General features: G+C 62.0%; 15 protein-coding genes. 9 read left to right on the top strand and 6 right to left on the bottom strand.

Features of this window, described 5'->3' with window-relative positions; all coding sequences use genetic code 11:
- Positions 1–309: 309 nt before the first annotated feature.
- Complete coding sequence (locus L8I05_RS01720) at positions 310–1,872, bottom strand: sigma-54-dependent transcriptional regulator (protein ID WP_159958652.1); 1,563 nt, start codon at positions 1,870–1,872, stop codon at positions 310–312.
- A gap of 258 nt (positions 1,873–2,130) precedes the next feature.
- Between L8I05_RS01720 and phhA the strand changes: the two genes are divergently transcribed.
- The 3 genes from phhA (at position 2,131) to L8I05_RS01705 (ending at position 4,570) form a co-directional block, all read left to right on the top strand.
- Complete coding sequence (gene phhA / locus L8I05_RS01715; RefSeq protein ID WP_177018985.1) at positions 2,131–2,922, top strand: phenylalanine 4-monooxygenase; 792 nt, start codon at positions 2,131–2,133, stop codon at positions 2,920–2,922.
- A gap of 98 nt (positions 2,923–3,020) precedes the next feature.
- A complete protein-coding gene (locus L8I05_RS01710; RefSeq protein ID WP_242167002.1) occupies positions 3,021–3,377 on the top strand; it encodes a 4a-hydroxytetrahydrobiopterin dehydratase in 357 nt (118 codons plus the stop codon).
- Complete coding sequence (locus L8I05_RS01705) at positions 3,377–4,570, top strand: amino acid aminotransferase (protein ID WP_242167001.1); 1,194 nt, start codon at positions 3,377–3,379, stop codon at positions 4,568–4,570. Before L8I05_RS01710 ends, L8I05_RS01705 begins: the two co-directional genes overlap by 1 nt.
- A gap of 124 nt (positions 4,571–4,694) precedes the next feature.
- Here L8I05_RS01705 and L8I05_RS01700 read toward each other — a convergent pair whose 3' ends face one another.
- Complete coding sequence (locus L8I05_RS01700) at positions 4,695–5,504, bottom strand: UDP-2,3-diacylglucosamine diphosphatase (RefSeq protein ID WP_242167000.1); 810 nt, start codon at positions 5,502–5,504, stop codon at positions 4,695–4,697.
- Between the two features lie 138 nt (positions 5,505–5,642).
- Between L8I05_RS01700 and L8I05_RS01695 the strand changes: the two genes are divergently transcribed.
- Together L8I05_RS01695 and L8I05_RS01690 are read left to right on the top strand one after the other, a co-directional pair.
- Positions 5,643–6,392 (top strand): AraC family transcriptional regulator, encoded by a 750-nt coding sequence (locus L8I05_RS01695; RefSeq protein ID WP_242166999.1) that lies wholly within the window; start codon positions 5,643–5,645, stop codon positions 6,390–6,392.
- A 93-nt stretch (positions 6,393–6,485) separates the two neighbouring features.
- The gene (locus L8I05_RS01690) at positions 6,486–7,370 is read left to right on the top strand and encodes a DMT family transporter (RefSeq protein ID WP_242166998.1); all 885 of its coding nucleotides are present in this window, start codon (positions 6,486–6,488) and stop codon (positions 7,368–7,370) included.
- A 3-nt stretch (positions 7,371–7,373) separates the two neighbouring features.
- Here L8I05_RS01690 and L8I05_RS01685 read toward each other — a convergent pair whose 3' ends face one another.
- Positions 7,374–7,661 carry a SelT/SelW/SelH family protein gene (locus L8I05_RS01685; RefSeq protein WP_159958664.1) on the bottom strand — a complete coding sequence of 96 codons (288 nt, stop codon included), beginning with the start codon at positions 7,659–7,661 and terminating at the stop codon, positions 7,374–7,376.
- An 84-nt stretch (positions 7,662–7,745) separates the two neighbouring features.
- Between L8I05_RS01685 and L8I05_RS01680 the strand changes: the two genes are divergently transcribed.
- Entirely contained in the window at positions 7,746–9,935 is a 2,190-nt protein-coding gene (locus L8I05_RS01680; protein WP_242166997.1) for a patatin-like phospholipase family protein, read from the top strand.
- A 144-nt stretch (positions 9,936–10,079) separates the two neighbouring features.
- Here the strand turns inward: L8I05_RS01680 and L8I05_RS01675 are convergent, their stop codons facing one another.
- The gene (locus tag L8I05_RS01675) at positions 10,080–10,514 is read right to left on the bottom strand and encodes a MarR family transcriptional regulator (RefSeq protein WP_083357468.1); all 435 of its coding nucleotides are present in this window, start codon (positions 10,512–10,514) and stop codon (positions 10,080–10,082) included.
- A 121-nt stretch (positions 10,515–10,635) separates the two neighbouring features.
- The gene (gene recQ / locus L8I05_RS01670) at positions 10,636–12,765 is read right to left on the bottom strand and encodes a DNA helicase RecQ (RefSeq protein WP_242166996.1); all 2,130 of its coding nucleotides are present in this window, start codon (positions 12,763–12,765) and stop codon (positions 10,636–10,638) included.
- 275 nt (positions 12,766–13,040) lie between these two features.
- Here recQ and L8I05_RS01665 point away from each other — a divergent pair, with 275 nt between their 5' ends.
- The 3 genes from L8I05_RS01665 to L8I05_RS01655 all read left to right on the top strand — a co-directional run bounded on the left by L8I05_RS01665 (position 13,041) and on the right by L8I05_RS01655 (position 17,733).
- On the top strand, positions 13,041–13,628 hold the full coding sequence (locus L8I05_RS01665) for a YecA family protein (protein WP_106576431.1): 588 nt from the start codon (positions 13,041–13,043) through the stop codon (positions 13,626–13,628).
- A gap of 20 nt (positions 13,629–13,648) precedes the next feature.
- A complete protein-coding gene (locus L8I05_RS01660; protein ID WP_159958668.1) occupies positions 13,649–14,032 on the top strand; it encodes a YbaN family protein in 384 nt (127 codons plus the stop codon).
- A gap of 230 nt (positions 14,033–14,262) precedes the next feature.
- Entirely contained in the window at positions 14,263–17,733 is a 3,471-nt protein-coding gene (locus L8I05_RS01655; protein WP_242166995.1) for a PAS domain-containing hybrid sensor histidine kinase/response regulator, read from the top strand.
- A gap of 103 nt (positions 17,734–17,836) precedes the next feature.
- On the opposite strand, the gene rmuC is transcribed toward L8I05_RS01655, so the two are convergent.
- Positions 17,837–19,201, bottom strand: a complete 1,365-nt coding sequence (gene rmuC / locus L8I05_RS01650; protein ID WP_174245685.1) for a DNA recombination protein RmuC — start codon at positions 19,199–19,201, stop codon at positions 17,837–17,839.
- Positions 19,202–19,203: the final 2 nt, after the last annotated feature.

The raw sequence follows: 19,203 nt of genomic DNA, 5'->3' as shown, positions 1-19,203 counted from the left end.
ATCCTCTTTCTGACGGACGCTTGCCGCCCACCGCTGTACTGATGAGGCTTAAGCAATTTGCGAACCAACTTTTTAAAACCAGGAAAAGTCCAGGCGGAGCGGGTGTTTGCGGGGAGGTGCGGAGATGATGAGGCTGGACGAGAGTCGAAAAAACGGCGGACTACTGCCGCTTACGGCAAGCACAGGTCTTGAAGATGACAAATAACAAATGTGAGAGCTGGCTTGCCTGCGATAGCGGTGTATCAGTGGATACATCAGCTAACTGACCCACCGCCATCGCAGGCAAGCCAGCTCCCACAGGGGATGTGTTTACTTATCAGCCTTGAGAATTTCGTAATCGCGCAGCTTGTTGGCGATGGTGGTATGGGAAACGCCAAGGCGCTTGCCGAGCTGCCGGCTGCTGGAATGCTCGGCATATAAAGCCTCCAGCACTGCCTTTTCAAACCGCCCGACGATCTCCTCCAGCCCGCCCTCCAGGGAAAAATCGCCAAGCGGCTGACGCACACCGTAATCCGGCAAGCGAATATGCTCAGCCTTGACCGTGCCGCCCTCGCACAACGACACCGCCTGAAACAGCACGTTTTCCAGCTGGCGCACGTTGCCCGGCCAGTGGTAGTGGCTGAGCCGATCCATCGCCGCCGGCGCCAGCTTGGGCAGCGGGCAGCCGATTTGCCGGCTGGCCTGGTCAAGGAAATGCTCGACCAACGGCGCCAACCCATCCAGGCATTCGCGCAACGGCGGGATATGCAGCGACAGCACATTCAGGCGGTGATAAAGGTCTTGGCGAAACTCCCCGCGCGCACAAAGCTCCGACAAATCCACTTGGGTCGCACAGATAACCCGTACATCCAAATAGACCTCTTCATCACTGCCCACCCGGCGGAAGCAGCCGTCCTGCAAAAAGCGCAGCAACTTCACCTGCAGGCGCGCGCTCATTTCGCCCACGCCATCAAGAAACAACGTACCGCCCGCCGTCAGCTCCAGCAGCCCCAACTTGCCCTCGGCCCGCGCCCCTTCAAAGGCGCCGGGGCCATAGCCAAACAGCTCGGTCTCGGCCATCGACTCCGGCAGGCCCGCGCAGTTAAGCGCCATCAACGGCGACTGCCCACGCGGGCTGGCCAGGTGGCAGGCGCGCGCCAGCAGCTCTTTGCCGGTGCCGGTTTCGCCTTCTATTAATAGCGGCGCATCCAGCGGCGCCATGCGCCGCGCTTCACGCACCACCGCCGCCATCACCTTGGAACTCTGGAAGATACTGTCGAAGCCGCGCAGCTCCTGCTTGCGCACATTGTAGATACGCTCACCCACACGGTCGGCGCGGTGCAGGGTCAACACCGCGCCGGCCATGGCCTCGCTGTCGTCATGCTCAGAGGATTGCAGCGGCGCGATGTCCGCCAGGAATACGTCGCCCTTGACCTTGACCCGCAAGCCGTTGATCCGCGACTTGCTCGCGCGCACCAACTCCGGCAAGTCGAAATCTTCGGCATAGCGCGACAGCGGAATGCCTGGCACCTCGTCCACGCGCACGCCGAGCAACTGCGCCGCCGCACGGTTGGCGGCGACGATGGAGCCGCCCATGTCGATGGACAGTACCGGGAACTCCAGGGCGCCGAGCAGCGCATTGAGCTCCATGTGCCGACGCTCGCTGGGCATCAGCCCTACCCGCTTGACGCCAAACACCCCGGCAATCGCTTCGAATTGCGGGCGCAGCGCCTGGAATTGCATGTTCACCAGGTTCGGGCAAAACAGGTAAATGGCGTTGCCATGTTCGCCGCCGACCTCGCCCTTGGCGACGTTGACGCCGTACTCCACCAGCAGGTTGAGAATGTCCCGCAGGATGCCGATGCGGTTCTGGCAATGCACTTTGATACGCATGAAGAGGCCCAAAAGGTGGGAAGACGCCGCGGCTTTTTGCCGCTGGGCGCAGATAGTCGTCAAGATTATGTGACAGCGCGTGAGCTTTTCACAGCCCAATACAACGACAGGCAGGCCGATCGTAACGAAAACTTTACGATAATCGGTAAACTTTCCTACAGCCCTGACCATCAGCCGGATGGAATCCGCCCGCCTTGCGCGTTATCAATAGGCTCATCGCAGGACATAACAAGAACGAATGCCTAGCAGGAGAGCCGTATGAAGCAGACGCAATACGTGGCGCGTGAGCCCGATGCGCAAGGTTTTATCCACTACCCGCCGGAAGAACACGCGGTGTGGAACACCCTGATCACCCGTCAGCTGAAAGTGATCGAAGGTCGCGCCTGCCAGGAATACCTGGACGGCATCGACAAGCTCGGCCTGCCGCTGGATCGCATTCCGCAACTGGGCGAAATCAACAAAGTGCTGGCCGAGACCACCGGCTGGCAAGTCGCCCGTGTCCCCGCACTCATTCCTTTCCAGACCTTCTTCGAATTGCTCGCCAGCAAACAATTTCCGGTGGCGACCTTTATTCGCACCCGTGAAGAATTGGATTACCTGCAAGAGCCGGATATTTTCCACGAGATCTTCGGCCACTGCCCACTGCTGACCAACCCTTGGTTTGCCGAATTCACCCACACCTACGGCAAGCTCGGCCTCGCGGCCACCAAGGAGCAACGGGTGTACCTGGCGCGCCTGTACTGGATGACCATCGAATTCGGTTTGGTGGATACGCCGCAGGGTCGGCGCATCTACGGTGGCGGCATTCTGTCGTCGCCCAAGGAGAGTGTGTACTGCCTGTCGGACGAGCCCGAGCACCAGGCCTTCGACCCGCTCGAAGCCATGCGCACGCCGTATCGTATCGACATCCTGCAGCCGCTGTACTTCGTCCTGCCTGAGCTTAAGCGCCTGTTTGACGTGGCGCAGGAAGACATCATGGGCATGGTCGAGCGCGGTATGCAGCTGGGTCTGCACGCGCCGAAATTCCCTCCGAAGCCCAAGGCTGCTTGAGCCTTACGTTTTGAGGCCAGGTGAGTCTGTTCCCTGGCCGCGCGTTGCTTTAGGGTAACGCCCACTGATCTTCAATCATTCGAATTCAGGACACCCACATGACCACCTTGAACCAAGCCCACTGCGAAGCCTGCCGCGCCGATGCCCCACACGTCAGCGACGAAGAGTTGCCGGTACTGATCAAGCAGATTCCCGACTGGAACATTGAAGTACGCGACGGCGTGATGCAGCTGGAAAAGGTTTTCCTGTTCAAGAACTTCAAATTCGCCCTGGCCTTTACCAACGCCATGGGTGAAATCTCCGAAGCCGAAGGCCACCACCCAGGCCTGCTGACCGAGTGGGGCAAAGTCACCGTGACCTGGTGGAGCCACTCGATCAAAGGCCTGCACCGCAACGACTTCATCATGGCCGCGCGCACCGACGAAGTGGCCAAGGACGCCGAGGGCCGCAAGTAATGCATTTCGATGCCATTGGCCGCGTGCCCGGCGACCCGATCCTCGGGCTGATGGACCTGTATGCCCAGGACACCAACCCGAACAAATTCGACCTCGGCGTGGGCGTCTATAAAGACGACCAGGGCCTGACGCCGATTCCTCACGCAGTGAAGCTGGCCGAACAGCGCCTGGTCGATACCCAGCCCACCAAGACCTACATCGGCGGCCACGGCAATGCGGCATTCGGTGCGTTGATCAGCGAGCTGGTGCTGGGCAGCGGTTCAGCGCTGATTCGCGAACGACGTGCCGGCGCGACCCAAACCCCGGGCGGCACCGGCGCACTGCGTCTGAGTGCCGACTTTATTGCTCAACACTTGCCCGGCCGTGGCGTGTGGCTGAGCAACCCGACCTGGCCGATCCACGAAACCCTCTTCGCCAAGGCCGGCCTCAAAGTCAGCCATTACCCGTACGTGGGGGCTGATAACCGCCTGGATGTCGCCGCAATGCTGGCGACACTCGCCACCGTGCCCAAGGGCGACGTGGTGCTGCTGCACGCCTGCTGCCATAACCCGACCGGTTTTGACCTGGCCCAGGATGACTGGCGCCAGGTGCTGCAGATCGTGCGCGAGCGCCAGTTGCTGCCGCTGATCGACTTCGCCTACCAGGGCTTTGGCGACGGCCTGGAGCAGGACGCCTGGGCGGTACGGTTGTTTGCCGCCGAGCTGCCGGAAGTACTGATCACCAGCTCCTGCTCGAAGAACTTCGGCCTGTACAGCGACCGTGTCGGCGCGTTGATCGTGTGCGCAGCGGATGCCGAGAAGCTCACGGATGTACGCAGCCAGCTGGCCAATACGGCGCGTAATTTGTGGTCGACGCCGCCGGATCATGGCGCGGCCGTGGTGGCAACCATCCTCGGCGATGCCGAGCTCAAGCAGGTATGGAGCGACGAAGTCGAAGCCATGCGCTCGCGGATTGCTCAACTGCGCGCAGGCTTGGTGGAGGCACTGGCGCCCCACGGGCTGGCTGAACGCTTTGCGCATATCGGTGCGCAGCGCGGGATGTTTTCCTATACCGGCTTGAGTGCCGAACAGGTCAAGCAACTGCGCGAGAAGCACAGCGTGTATATGGTCAGTTCGGGCCGGGCCAACGTTGCCGGGTTTGACGCGACGCGCCTGACCCTGCTGGCCCAAGCCATCGCCGACGTTTCCAACTGAAGAAACTGAATCAAACTGTGGGAGCTGGCTTGCCTGCGATGGCGGTGTATCAGTTAGCCTTTTTTGGCTGACACACCGCCATCGCAGGCAAGCCAGCTCCCAAATTTTTTGACCGTGTGAACCCTTAGCCCGCGACCATCTCGGCTTTGATCTGCGCTTCCTTCGCCTGCGCGTCCGCCAGCCGATACAACTCGATATGCCCATCCCAGTGCTCGATCAACGCCGTGCACGACTCCACCCAATCCCCGCAGTTGAGGTAATCCACCTCGCCCACCTTGCGAATTTCCGCGTGGTGAATATGCCCGCAGACCACGCCATGCAACTCGCGCTTGGTCACTTCGTGGGCGATGGCCTCTTCGAAATCGCTGATAAAGCTCACCGCCGTCTTTACCTTGTGCTTCAGGTACGCCGACAGCGACCAGTAGCCGTAGCCATAGCGCGCCCGCCAGTGATTGAGCCAGCGATTCAGCGTGAGGGTGAACTCATAGGCCGAGTCGCCAAGGAACGCCAGCCAACGGTGGTAACGGGTGATCACATCAAACTGATCGCCGTGAATCACCAGCAAATGGCGGCCATCGGCGGTGACGTGCACGGCTTCGTCCACCAGCTGGATATTGCCCAGGATCAGCTTGGAATAGCGCCGTAGAAACTCGTCGTGGTTGCCGGTGACGTAGATCACCTCGGTGCCGCGCTTGGCCATGGTCAGCAGGCGGCGGATCACGTTGGTATGCGCCTGGGGCCAATACATGCCGCCGCGCATTTTCCAACCGTCGATAATGTCGCCGACCAGGTACACCTTGTCGGCGTGGTAGCCCTTGAGGAACTGCGACAAGTGTTCGGCCTGGCAATCCCGCGTGCCCAAGTGCACGTCGGAAATCCACAGGGTGCGAACCCGTTGTTTACGGCTGGGTTTGGCAAACTCGGCACGGGTCATGGGCTTCCCTCAACGGTGTTTTCGCGAGCTTGCGCCCTGGCGGTTAATAGCCCATGACAAATTTGCGTCACTCTAATGACAGCGCCTGGCACCCGTGAAGCGTTGTAGACTGCTGCCTTGCGCCACCAGGAGACCGCGATGAGACCGACCCTCACGCTGCGCCACTACCTCGAAGAGCCCCTCGCCCACAGCCATGACCACGCACAGCTGGTGTTTGGCCTGTCGGGGCATTTGGACCTGGAAGTCGATGGCCGTGGCAGCCAGGTGCATGAAAGCAGCGTGATGGTGCTGCCCTTCTGCGCCCACCATGCCTGCGGCAGTCGCGATGGCAGCCGCTGCCTGGTGCTGGATGTGCCCACCGACCATTGGGTGGTGCAATCGCTGGGCGAGCATGCCGATGCCAGCCGCCGCCTGCTCGACCAATCGGCACACCTGACCCTGGATTCGCGCCAAAGCCAGCTGGTGCAATGGCTCGCGCACAGCCCGGTGGATGACCCGCTGATCGTGCAGCAAGGTGCGGTGCTGTTGCTGGCCAGCCTCAATCACCCGCTGGCCCAACCGGCGCCGGGAAAACGCCTGCCGTATGCGGCGTTCAATGCGCATATCGAGCGGCACGTTAAGCACCCCTTGCAGGTCGCAGACCTGGCGCGCATCGCCGACCTGTCAGTGGCGCGCTTGCATGCGCGCTTTATCGCCGAGTGCGGGCAGACGCCGATGGACTACATCCGCAGTCGTCGCCTGCACATGGCCCTGGGCATGTTGCGCGAAACGCCGCTGCCCATCGGCGAGATCGCTGAGCGCGTCGGCTACAGCTCGCAAAGTGCGTTTGCCGCCGCCATGTTGCGCAAGTTCGGCGCCTCCCCTGGCGCCTTGCGACGCTCAGCATAGTCTGGCAATAAAAAACGCGAGTCGCGCGACAGACGACCAGACCTTCAACCCTCTAGACTGCGATGCTGTCCCCCCGTTGGTTCAAGGATCGCAATGACTCCCCGCTCAGCCCTCGGCGCCCTGCATATCGGCGCATTGATGTTTGGCCTCACCGGCGTATTCGGCAAGCTGGCGGCTGCCTCGCCGGCCATCATCGTGTTCGGCCGCGCAGCCTTTGCCGTGGTCGCCCTCGCCGTCTTTGCGCGATTCGCCAGCAACACCGTCTGGAAAAAACTCGAAATGCGCGACTGGCGCCGCCTGCTGCTCAGCGGCGTGCTGCTGGCGGCGCATTGGGTGACCTTCTTTATTGCCGTCAAAACCGCAGGGGTTGCGGTCGCCACGCTCGGGTTCACCGCGTTCCCGGCGTTTACCGTGATCCTTGAAGGGCTGATCTTCCGCGAGCGCATTCGCGCCAATGAAGTGCTGCTGGTGGTGCTGGTCAGCGTCGGTTTGATTCTGGTGACGCCAGACTTCAACCTCGCCAGCGCCGCCACAGGCGGCCTGCTGTGGGGCATCGCCTCGGGCCTGCTGTTCTCGCTGCTGTCGCTGAACAACCGCGCCAGCTCCGGGCGCATCCCGGCGGTACAAGCGGCGCTGTGCCAGAACGTGGTGGTCGCGGCCTGCCTGCTGCCGGTAGCGGCATCGGGGCTGGCGGATGTGCGCGCAATCGACTGGTTGTGGATCGGGCTGCTCGGGGTGTTCTGTACCGGCCTCGCCCACAGCCTGTTTGTCGCCAGCCTCGCGGTAATCAAGGCGCGCACCGCCTCGGTGGTATTTGCCATGGAGCCGGTCTACGGCATTACCGCTGCCTGGCTGCTGTTTGCCGAAACCCCGACCTTGCGCATGTTGCTGGGCGGCGCGCTGATCATTGTCGCCATCGTGCTGTCCGGGCTGATGGGCAGCACCAGCCAAGCCAAGGCACCTGCGGCGGTGGCCTGATGTTCAGGCGTTGCGGTCGTTGTGGCCCAGATCCCGCTGCGGGTCGATCTGGTCGCGCACGCGCTGTTTAAGCACCTTGGCCTCCGGGAAGCCGCCATCGGCCTTGCGCTCCCAGATTTGCACACCGTCGCAGGTGATGCGAAACGCGCCGCCGGTAGCCGGTTCCAGGGCCACACGCGCCAAATCATCGGCAAACGTACTCAACAGTTCCTGGGCCAGCCAGGCGGCGCGCAGCAGCCACTGACATTGAGTGCAATAGGTGATGACGATCTCGGGTTTGGTTGCAGACATAATTTGAGAGGTTCCTGGCATAACGAGCTCGGCGGATCGAGTGGCTATAATACCGGCCTTTATCGCCCAGCCTCGAGATTCATGATGCGCCGCCTGCTGTCCTGCCTGTTTCTGTGCCTGCTCCCCCTGCTCGCCGACGCCGTCGAAAGCCCACGCCCGAAAATCGGCCTGGTGCTGTCCGGTGGCGCGGCCCGTGGCCTGGCGCATATTGGTGTGCTCAAAGCCCTGGAGGAGCAAGGCATTCAAATCGATGCCATCGCCGGCACCAGCATGGGCGCCGTGATTGGCGGGCTTTACGCCTCCGGCTACAAGATCGATGAGCTGGAAAAGCTCGCGCTGAGTATTGACTGGCAACAGGCGCTGTCCGACGCGCCACCCCGCGAAGACGTGCCGTTTCGACGCAAGCAGGATGACCGCGATTTTCTGGTCAAGCAGAAGCTCAGCTTTCGCGACGATGGCAGCCTCGGCCTGCCGCTGGGGGTGATCCAGGGCCAGAACCTGGCACTGCTGCTGGAGAGCATGTTCGCCCATAGCAGCAACACGCGTAATTTCGACAAGCTGCCGATTCCCTTCCGCGCGGTGGCCACCGACATCACCACGGGCGAAAAAGTGGTGTTCAACAAAGGCCACTTGCCCCAGGTGATCCGCGCCAGCATGTCGATCCCGGCGGTGTTCGCCCCGGTGGAAATCGACGGCCGGCTGCTGGTGGACGGTGGCATGACCGACAACATCCCGCTGGATGTGGCGCGCGAAATGGGCGTCGACATTGCCATCGTGGTCGACATCGGCACCCCGCTGCGCTCGCGCAAACAGCTGGCTACCGTGGTGGACGTGCTCAACCAGTCGATCACGCTGATGACCCGGCGCAACTCCGAGGAACAGCTCAAGGCCCTGCACCCCAAGGATGTACTGATCCAACCGCCGCTGGCGGCCTACGGTGTCACGGACTTCGGCCGCGCCAAGGACATGATCGACGCCGGCTACCGCGCCACCCGTGCCCTCGATGTGCGCTTGGCGCATCTGCATCCTGCCGAGCCCATTGATCCGGAACTGGTCGCAGCGCGCACGCCGGGCGAACGCACCCCGGTGATCACCGCAATCAAGGTGGAGAACGACTCGAAAGTCAGCGATGACGTGATCCGCTACTACATCCGCCAGAACCTGGGCGAGCCGCTGAACCTGGGCCGCCTGCAAACCGACATGGGCACTCTGTACGGCCTGGATTACTTCGAGCAGGTGCAATACCGCGTGGTGAAAAAGGGCCAGGACAACACCCTGGTGATCAGCGCACGCGGCAAACGCAGCGGCACCGACTATTTGCGCCTGGGCCTGAACCTGTCGGATGACATGCGCGGCGACAGCGCCTTCAACCTCGGCGCCAGCTACCGCATGAATGGCATCAACCGCCTCGGCGCCGAATGGCTGACGCGCGTGCAGATTGGCGACCGACAAGAGCTGTACAGCGAGTTCTACCAGCCACTGGATGTCGGATCACGCTACTTCGTCGCGCCCTATATCAGTGCCCAGGCGCAGAACGTTGACCTGGTTCTGGACAACGACCCTATCGCCGAATACCGCCTGGAACGCTACGGCTTTGGCTTGAATGTGGGGCGCCAGATCGGCAACAGCGGCGAGATTCGCTTCGGCGTCGGCGAAGCCTGGGGCAAGGCGGACGTGCGCATTGGCGAGCGCGACTTGCCGAGCGTGAGCTTCAGCGAAGGGTTCTATGAGCTGAAGTACTCGTTCGACTCCCTGGATAACGTGTACTTCCCGCATACCGGCGAAGACATTGGCCTGGCCTTTCGCGAGTTCGAACCCGGCCTGGGCTCGGACCAGCGCTACCGGCAGTGGGAGTTCAAGCTGGACAAGGCCATGAGTCATGGCCCGGACACACTGATACTCGGCGGGCGTTACGGGCGCACACTGGATAAGTCTGACGTAGTGATTTCCAGCTTCCTGCTGGGCGGTGCGCGGCAATTGTCAGGCTTTCGCGAAGATTCGATTTCGGGGCAGAACATCGCGTTGATGCGTGCGGTGTACTACCGCCGCCTGACGCCGCGCTCGTACCTGCCGCTGGATTTCCCGCTGTACCTTGGGGCCTCCGTGGAACGCGGCCGGGCATGGAACAACGACAATCAGTTCGACAGTGGCTACATCAACGCCGCGAGTGTGTTCCTGGGCTTTGATACGCCGCTGGGGCCGCTGAATTTCAGCTATGGGTTCAATGATGATAATCAGCAGGCGGTGTATCTGAACCTGGGCCAGACCTTCTAGGCAGTAAAAACAACGGCGGGAGCGGGCTTGTGTGGGAGCTGGCTTGCCTGCGATAGCGGTGTATCAGTCGCTGAATAAGCTGACTGAACTACGGCTATCGCAGGCAAGCCAGCTCCCACATTTTTTATCTCTGTGTATCTGAGATCAGGACTTTTCCAGATTCGCCAGAATGTGCCCATGCACCCGCATGCACACGCGCAAATCTTCTTCGTCCACGCCCACAAACAGCTCATGGCGCAACGCCGTGGCGATGGTTTCAATTTGTTCGATCAAAGGGCGGGCGGTGTCGCAGAGCAAAATGCGCTTGGCGCGGCGGTCTTCGAGCACGGCCTGGCGTTGCACCAGGCCCTGGCCTTCGAGGCTGTCGAGCAGGCGTGCCAGGGTCGGCCCTTCTACCCCGACACTTTGTGCCAACTCACGCTGGGTCGGCGCCTCGGTGAAACGGGCCAGGTGCAGCAGCACCAGCCAACGCGCCTGGGACAAACCCAGCCCCGCCAAACGGCGGTCCAGCTCGGCGCGCCAACCTCGGGACATTTGCGCCAACTGCATGCCAAAGCGGTGTTGATCGGTTAAAGGCATAAAAAACTCATGGTTTAGACTGAAAATAAAGTGTGGCTAATTATTAGTCAGCTAAGCATGAGCCATGCCAGGAGGCAAGCGCCGCTATGTACTGATTCGTTACATTGGCGCAATTGGCACACTAAATTTCGAATTCAGACTGCAACGCGGCCCGCACGCAGTACAAAACACCCTCTGGAACGCGCCCGGTAAACAGCGGCGCGATCTCCGTAACCGGTGGCAATTCGCCTTCTCCGTCGAGGAAGGCGTCCTGGATTTCACCGAGCAGAACTTCCGGCAAATCAAGGGCCTGCTCCAACGACAGCTGCTGCTTGCCGATGGATTCAGCCAGCAAGGTGTAGACGTTCTTTTCCGAACATTGCAGCTGGCCGGCAATCTGCATCGGGGTCATGCCGGCACGCGCCAGGCTGATCAGTTCGTGGCGAATATCGGCGACTTCCTTCGGCGCTTCGGCCTGGCCGCCAAGCACTTCGAGGAAGGCCTGCCCGTAACGCTCCAGCTTGCGTGCGCCGACACCACTGACCCGGCCCATTTCGGCCAGGGTGGTGGGCTGCTCGCGCAGCATCTCCAGCAACGTGGAGTCGGGGAAGATGACGTAAGGCGGCACGCTGTGCTCCTGCGCCAACTTGCGCCGCAGGGTGCGCAAGGCTTCCCACTGTTCGCGCTCTTCGCCACGTACCAACTGGCTGGCCGGGCTGGTGCTGCTGCTTTTGGCGGTGGTTTGCGGCTTGAGGTCGCGGCGCAGCTCCAGGCTCACTTCGCCCTTGAGCAATGGCCGGCAACTGTCGTTCAAGCGCAGGCCGCCATAGCCTTCAATGTCAATGTCCACGAGGTTGCGTGCAACCATCTGCCGGAACAGCGAGCGCCATTCACCCTCGGCGCGGGCCTTGCCGACGCCATAGACCGAGAGTTTTTCGTGGCCGAAGCTGCGCACTTTTTCGTTGTCCTTGCCCAGTAATACATCCACCAGGTGGCCGACGCCGTAGCGCTGCCCCGTGCGGTAGATGGTCGACAACGCCTGGCGCGCCGGTTCGGTGGCGTCCCAGGTCTGCACGCCGTCGACGCAGTTGTCGCAGTGGCCGCACGGCTCGGGCATGTCTTCGTCGAAATACGCCAGCAGGGTTTGACGGCGGCAGCGGGTCTCTTCACACAGCGACAGCATGGCGTCGAGCTTGTGTTGCTCCAGGCGCTTGTGGCGCTCGTCGCCTTCGGAGTTCTGCAGCATCTGCTTGAGCATCACCACGTCTTGCAGGCCGTAGACCATCCAGGCATCCGCCGGCAGGCCATCACGGCCGGCGCGACCGGTTTCCTGGTAGTACGCCTCAAGGGACTTGGGCAGGTCCATGTGCGCCACAAAACGCACGTTGGATTTGTCGATGCCCATGCCGAACGCGATGGTCGCGACCATGATCAGGCCTTCCTCGTTGAGGAAGCGTTTCTGGTGCGCAGAGCGCGTTTCATTGGGCAGGCCCGCGTGGTACGGCAGCGCCGGGTAGCCTTGCTCGCAGAGGAACGCGGCCACTTCGTCGACCTTCTTGCGTGACAGGCAATAGACGATGCCCGCATCACTGCGCCGCTCGGACAGGAATGCCAGCAACTGCTTGCGTGGCTGCTCCTTGGGCACGATGCGGTAGAAAATATTCGGCCGGTCGAAGCTCGACAGGAAACGCTCGGCGTTCTGCAAATGCAGGCGCTCGACGATTTCTTCGCGGGTGCGCTTGTCGGCGGTGGCCGTCAGGGCGATACGCGGGACGTCGGGAAACAATTCCGCCAACTGGCCCAGCTGCAAATATTCGCGACGGAAATCGTGGCCCCATTGCGACACGCAGTGGGCTTCGTCGATGGCAAACAGGGCGATTTCCAGGCTCTGCAAAAATGCCAGCATGCGCGGCTGCACCAGGCGCTCAGGGGCCAGGTAGAGCATCTTGACTTCGCCGCGCTTGATTCGCGCGGCCAGGTCGCGCTGCTGCTCGGCGCTGAGGGTGGAGTTCAACGACGCGGCGGCGACGCCGAGTTCTTCGAGGGTGGCGACCTGATCGTCCATCAACGCGATCAGCGGCGACACCACCACGGCCAAGCCATTACGCAACAGCGCCGGCACCTGGAAGCACAACGACTTGCCGCCGCCGGTAGGCATCAATACCAGGGCATCACCGCCACTGGCCACGCGCTCAATGATCGCACCCTGGCGGCCACGAAAGCTGTCGTAGCCGAAGATGTCCTTGAGGACGCGTTGAGCCTGCTCGAGCATGTATAACTCCAAAATGGTGCCGAAATCCCTCTGTACAGGCTGGCCGAAAAACCCGGGCTTCACGGGAAATAATCCGTAAGCGAAGTTTTCGCGGGTTGGCGCTTGGCCTGCAGGGGCATCACAAAACGCGGCAGTATACCCGAGCGTCGGCCCGCAAAGGGCGCCACTGACGAATAGCGACCGCTATCTAAAACCCGGCAAATATGCCTTGCAGCTGGCCGGGGCGCTCAAGAAAGCCTAGAATTGCGCATCGTTTATTCCCAAGGTATCCCGTAATGTCCTTCGCTGAGCAACTAACCCGCCTGCAAGCCTTCCTCGACGCCGATGAGCTGCATGACGAGGCGCTGGACTACGTGGCCGCCCACGGCTACCTGACCGCCCTGTCGATCTCTTCCGACATCGTGCCGGACCGTGAGTGGATCGACGCCTTGTTTGCCGAAGAACCGCACTACGCTGATGCCGCCCAGCGCGAAGAAATCGAATCCACCCTGCTGGCCCTCAAGGCCCACATCGGTCGCCAACTGGCTTCCGACGAAGAATTCGAGCTGCCATGCGAGCTGGACCTGGGCGAAGACCCGGACGACTCCGACCTGCGCGGCTGGTGCATCGGTTTCATGGAAGGCGTGTTCCTGCGCGAAGCCGCCTGGTTTGAAACCGCCGAGGAAGAAGTCAGCGAAATGCTGCTGCCGATCATGGTCGGTTCGGGCCTGTTCGACGACCAGCCGGAGTTCTCCGACATCGCCTCCGACGCCAACCTGATGGACGACATGATCGTACAGATTCCGGAAGCCCTGACCGCGCTGTACCTGCTGTGCAACGCGCCTGACGAAAAACCGGCGATCCTCAAGCCACGCCACCACTGAGTCGTTTGCCCGTGACACCCATGGGCACTCGCTCGCCGCTCCTGCGTTACGCACTGCTGGCCATCGGCTGGCTGAGCGTGGCGCTGGGCGTCATCGGCATCTTCCTGCCGGTGCTGCCAACCACCCCCTTTCTGCTACTCGCCGCCGCCTGCTTCGCTCGAAGCTCCCCGCGTTTCTACCACTGGCTGGTGGAACACCCGCGCCTGGGCCCGTGGATCAAAGATTACCTGGATGGCAATGGCATCCCGCTCAAGGGTAAGGTCTATGCCATCGGCCTGATGTGGCTGAGCATTGGCGTCTCCTGCTACCTGGTGCCGCTGCCGTGGGCACGTGGGTTTATGCTGACCAGTGCGGTGCTCGTGACGATCTACATCCTGCGCCAGAAGACCCTGCCACCGCGATAACCATGGGCGCTGGCTTGTGTGGGAGCCGGGCTTGCCCGCGATAGCATCGCCACGGTGCAACTGTCACACCGCGGTGCCTGAATCGCAGGCAAGCCAGCCCCCACAAAAGCCAGTAGCCAAACACGCCAGATCCTGCACACGACCTTGGTCGACACTGACTAACCCCAAGCATCATGCGAGACTGTGCCACCGGGCCCGGAAGCCTGGGTGTTCTTATGCTCGGAGTTACCATGACGCTGTCCAGCGGGCTGATCGCCGCCGTTGCCCTGGCCTATATGGCCATTATGTTTGCCATCGCCTTTTACGGTGACCGCCGCCACGCGCCGCTGCCGCCACGGGTGCGTGCGTGGGTGTATAGCCTCTCGCTGGCCGTTTACTGCACCAGCTGGACCTTCTTCGGCGCTGTAGGCCAGGCCGCCGAACAACTGTGGGCCTTTTTACCGATTTACCTCGGACCGGTACTGTTGCTGGTGTTGGCACCTTGGGTGCTGCAGAAGATGATTCTGATCAGCAAGCAGGAAAACATCACCTCCATCGCCGACTTTATCGCCGCGCGCTACGGCAAATCCCAATCCCTGGCAGTGGTGGTGGCGCTGATCTGCCTGGTCGGCGTGCTGCCCTACATCGCCCTGCAACTCAAAGGCATCGTGCTGGGCGTGAACCTGTTGATCGGCTCCGGCCCCGACACCACCGGCACACGCGCCCAGGACACCGCGCTCATCGTGTCGCTGGTACTCGCGCTGTTCACCATTGTGTTTGGCACACGCAACCTCGACGCCACTGAACACCACCGTGGCATGGTGCTGGCAATTGCGTTTGAATCGCTGGTCAAGCTGTTCGCCTTTCTCGCCGTCGGTGCGTTCGTGACCTACGGTTTGTACGACGGTTTCGGTGACTTGTTCAGCCAGGCGATGCTGGCGCCGCGCCTTGAGGAATACTGGAAAGAAACCATCAACTGGCCGTCGATGGTGGTGCAAACCGGCGTGGCGATGATGGCGATTATCTGCCTGCCCCGGCAGTTCCATGTGACCGTGGTGGAGAACATCGACCCGCAGGATTTGCGCCTGGCCAAGTGGGTGTTCCCGGCCTACTTGATCCTCGCGGCACTGTTTGTGATTCCTATCGCCCTAGGCGGCAAAATGCTTTTGCCAGGCTCCGTATTGCCGGATTCCTACGTGATCAGCCTGCCCATGGCCGAAGCGCATCCGGCCCTCGCGGTGCTGGCGTTTATCGGCGGTGCATCGGCGGCGACCGGCATGGTGATTGTCGCCAGCATCGCGTTGTCGACCATGGTCTCCAACGACATGTTGCTGCCGTGGCTGCTGCGGCGCTCCAGCGCCGAGCGGCCATTCGAAGTGTTCCGTCACTGGATGCTGTCGGTGCGCCGGGTCAGCATCGTGATCATCCTGCTGCTGGCCTACGTGAGTTACCGGCTGCTCGGTTCCACGGCAAGCCTGGCGACCATCGGCCAGATTGCGTTTGCGGCGGTCACTCAACTGGCCCCGGCGATGCTCGGCGCGCTGTACTGGAAGCAGGCTAACCGGCGCGGGGTATTCGCCGGGTTGGCGGCAGGCACATTCTTGTGGTTCTACACCTTGGTCCTACCGGTTACGGCGAAAAGCCTGGGCTGGTCGCTGAGCCTTTTCCCTGGTCTGACGTGGCTGCATTCGCACCCGTTTGGCTTCGCCGTCACCTCGCTGACACTCGGCACGGTGTTCTCGCTGGCGGGTAACTTCACGCTGTTCGTGTGGGTCTCGATGCTGTCGCGCACACGTGTGTCCGAGCACTGGCAGGCCGGACGCTTTATTGGCCAGGAAATCAGCCAACGCGCCAGCGCACGCTCGATGTTGTCGGTGCAGATCAGCGACCTGCTCAGCCTGGCGGCGCGTTTTGTCGGCGAAGAACGTGCCCAGCAGAGCTTTATCCGCTTTGCCTATCGTCAAGGCAAAGGCTTTAACCCCAACCAGAATGCCGATAACGACTGGATCGCCCACACCGAACGCCTGCTCGCCGGCGTGCTCGGCGCTTCTTCGACGCGTGCCGTGGTAAAAGCGGCGATTGAAGGGCGGGAAATGCAGCTGGAGGACGTCGTACGCATCGCCGACGAAGCCTCTGAAGTGCTGCAGTTCAACCGCGCGTTGCTGCAAGGCGCGATTGAAAACATCACCCAGGGCATCAGCGTGGTCGACCAGTCGCTGAAGCTGGTGGCCTGGAACCGGCGTTACCTGGAGCTGTTCAACTACCCCGACGGCCTGATCAGCGTGGGCCGGCCGATTGCCGACATTATTCGCTACAACGCCGAGCGCGGCCTTTGCGGGCCGGGTGAAGCCGAAGTGCACGTGGCGCGACGCCTGCATTGGATGCGTCAGGGCCGCGCGCACACCTCCGAACGGCTGTTTCCGAATGGCCGCGTGATTGAGCTGATCGGCAACCCGATGCCCGGTGGCGGGTTTGTCATGAGCTTCACGGATATCACCGCCTTCCGTGAAGCCGAGCAGGCGCTGACCGAGGCCAACGAGGGCCTGGAACAACGGGTCACCGAGCGCACCCATGAACTGTCGCAACTGAATGTGGCGCTCACCGACGCCAAAGGCGTGGCCGAATCCGCCAGCCAGTCGAAGACGCGCTTCCTGGCTGCGGTAAGCCACGACCTGATGCAACCGCTGAACGCGGCGCGGCTGTTCTCAGCCGCCCTCTCCCACCAGAACGACGGCCTGTCCAGCGAAGCCCGGCAGTTGGTGCAGCACTTGGACAGCTCGCTGCGTTCCGCCGAAGACCTGATCAGCGACCTGTTGGATATCTCGCGCCTGGAAAACGGCAAGATCAACCCACAGCGCCAACCCTTTGTGCTCAACGAACTGTTCGACACCCTGGGCGCCGAATTCAAGGCCCTGGCCCACGAGCAAGGCCTGCGTTTCCGCCTGCGTGGTAGCCGTTTGCGGGTGGACAGTGACATCAAGTTGCTGCGGCGCATCCTGCAGAATTTTCTCACCAACGCCTTCCGCTATGCCGACGGCCCAGTGCTGCTTGGCGTACGCCGGCGCCAGGGTGAACTGTGCCTGGAAGTCTGGGACCGTGGCCCGGGCATCCCGCTGGATAAGCAGCAGGTGATCTTCGAAGAGTTCAAACGCCTCGACAGCCACCAGACCCGCGCCGAAAAAGGCCTGGGCCTGGGCCTGGCGATCGCCGACGGCTTGTGCCGGGTACTCGGCCACCGCCTGAGCGTGCGTTCGTGGCCGGGCAAAGGCAGCGTGTTCAGCGTGCGCGTGCCTTTGGCGCGTAACCAGGCCAGCCCGAAAGCCAAGCCGACGCCAGACAACGGGCTGGCGCTGAGCGGGGCGCAGGTGTTGTGCGTGGACAATGAAGAAAGCATCCTGATCGGCATGCGCAGCCTGCTCACCCGCTGGGGTTGCGAGGTGTGGACCGCCACCGACCAGGCGCAATGCGCGGCACTGCTGGCCGAGGGCGTGCGCCCGCAATTGGCGCTGGTGGATTACCACCTGGACCATGGCGAAACCGGCACCGAGTTGATGGGCTGGCTGCGCGCGCAATTGGCGGAGCCGATTCCCGGCGTGGTGATCAGCGCCGATGGGCGCCCGGAGATGGTGGCCAAGGTACATGCGGCGGGGTTGGATTATTTGGCCAAGCCGGTGAAGCCGGCGGCGTTGCGGGCGTTGCTGAGTCGGCATTTGCCACTGTAATTCGGCTGAACTCAATGCCTTGTGGGAGCTGGCTTGCCTGCGATAGCGGTGGATCAGTCACCCTCGCCATCGCAGGCAAGCCAGCTCCCACATCGACGGTGTGCTACTCGGGCAAGTGCGCCACGCCATCCGAATCGGTCATCGCCCGCTCGAGCAAATCCGCCGGCAGGCTTTTACTCGCCCGCGCGCCCAGCAACCTTAACTGCTCGGTACGGCTGACCAGGTTTCCGCGCCCATCCGTCAGTTTGTTTCGCGCCGCGCTGTAAGCCTTATCCAACTGTTGCAGGCGGTTGCCCACCTCATCCAGGTCCTGGATAAACAGCACGAACTTGTCATAGAGCCAGCCGGCACGCTCGGCAATTTCCCGCGCGTTCTGGCTCTGGCGTTCCTGCTTCCACAGGCTGTCGATCACCCGTAGGGTGGCCAGCAAAGTCGTGGGGCTGACGATGACGATATGGCGGTCGAACGCCTCTTGGAACAAATTCGGTTCGGCCTGCAACGCGGCGGAAAATGCGGCTTCTATCGGCACGAACAACAACACGAAATCCAGGCTGTGCAGGCCTTCCAGGCGCTTGTAGTCCTTGCCGGCCAAACCTTTGACATGATTACGCAAGGACAGTACGTGCTGCTTCAGGGCCGCCTGGCCAATCACGTCATCGTCTGCCGCCACGTACTGCTGATAGGCCGTCAGGCTGACTTTGGAGTCGACTACTACCTGTTTGTCGCCGGGCAACATGATCAGCACGTCCGGCTGGAAGCGCTCGCCGTCCGGGCCTTTGAGGCTGACTTGAGTCTGGTACTCGCGGCCCTTCTCCAGCCCGGCATGTTCCAGTACACGTTCAAGGATCAACTCGCCCCAGTTGCCCTGGGTTTTCTGACCCTTGAGTGCACGGGTGAGGTTGGTGGCTTCGTCCGACAGGCGCAGGTTCAGTTGCTGCAGGCGTTCAAGCTCTTTGGCCAGGGAAAAGCGCTCACGCGCTTCATTCTGATAGCTTTCTTCCACGCGCTTTTCGAAGGACTGGATACGTTCCTTGAGCGGGTCGAGCAACTGGCCGAGGCGTTCCTGGCTGGTTTCGGCAAAGCGTTGTTCACGTTCGTCGAAAATCTTCCCGGCCAGCTCGGCGAACTGCGCTCGCAGCTCGTCCCGCGAGCCTTGCAGGTCGGCAAGGCGTTGTTGATGGCTGTCCTGTTGTTCGCGCAGTTCGGCGCGCAGTGCGGCTGATAGCGCGTCGAGACGGCGCAGCTCGGTGTCCTTGGCGCTGCGGTCGAGGTTCCAGGCATGGGCGGCGTCGCGGGCGTTATCGCGGTCGATCTGCAGCAGTTCGACTTCACGGCGCACGGCCGCCAAGTCAGCTTGCTTGGCGGCGTTGGCCTGGCTGAGGTCGCTGATCTCGTCGCGGCTGGCGTCGAGTTGCGCGGCCAGCCCTTCCTGGGCCAGCTGCGCGGTGGCCAGGCGCTCTTCGAGCAGCT

The organism is Pseudomonas sp. MONT-RG-20F-20-E-7-02 (genome assembly GCF_022662395.1).
Taxonomy (GTDB): domain Bacteria; phylum Pseudomonadota; class Gammaproteobacteria; order Pseudomonadales; family Pseudomonadaceae; genus Aquipseudomonas.
This window is presented reverse-complemented; position numbering and strand designations above follow the sequence as displayed.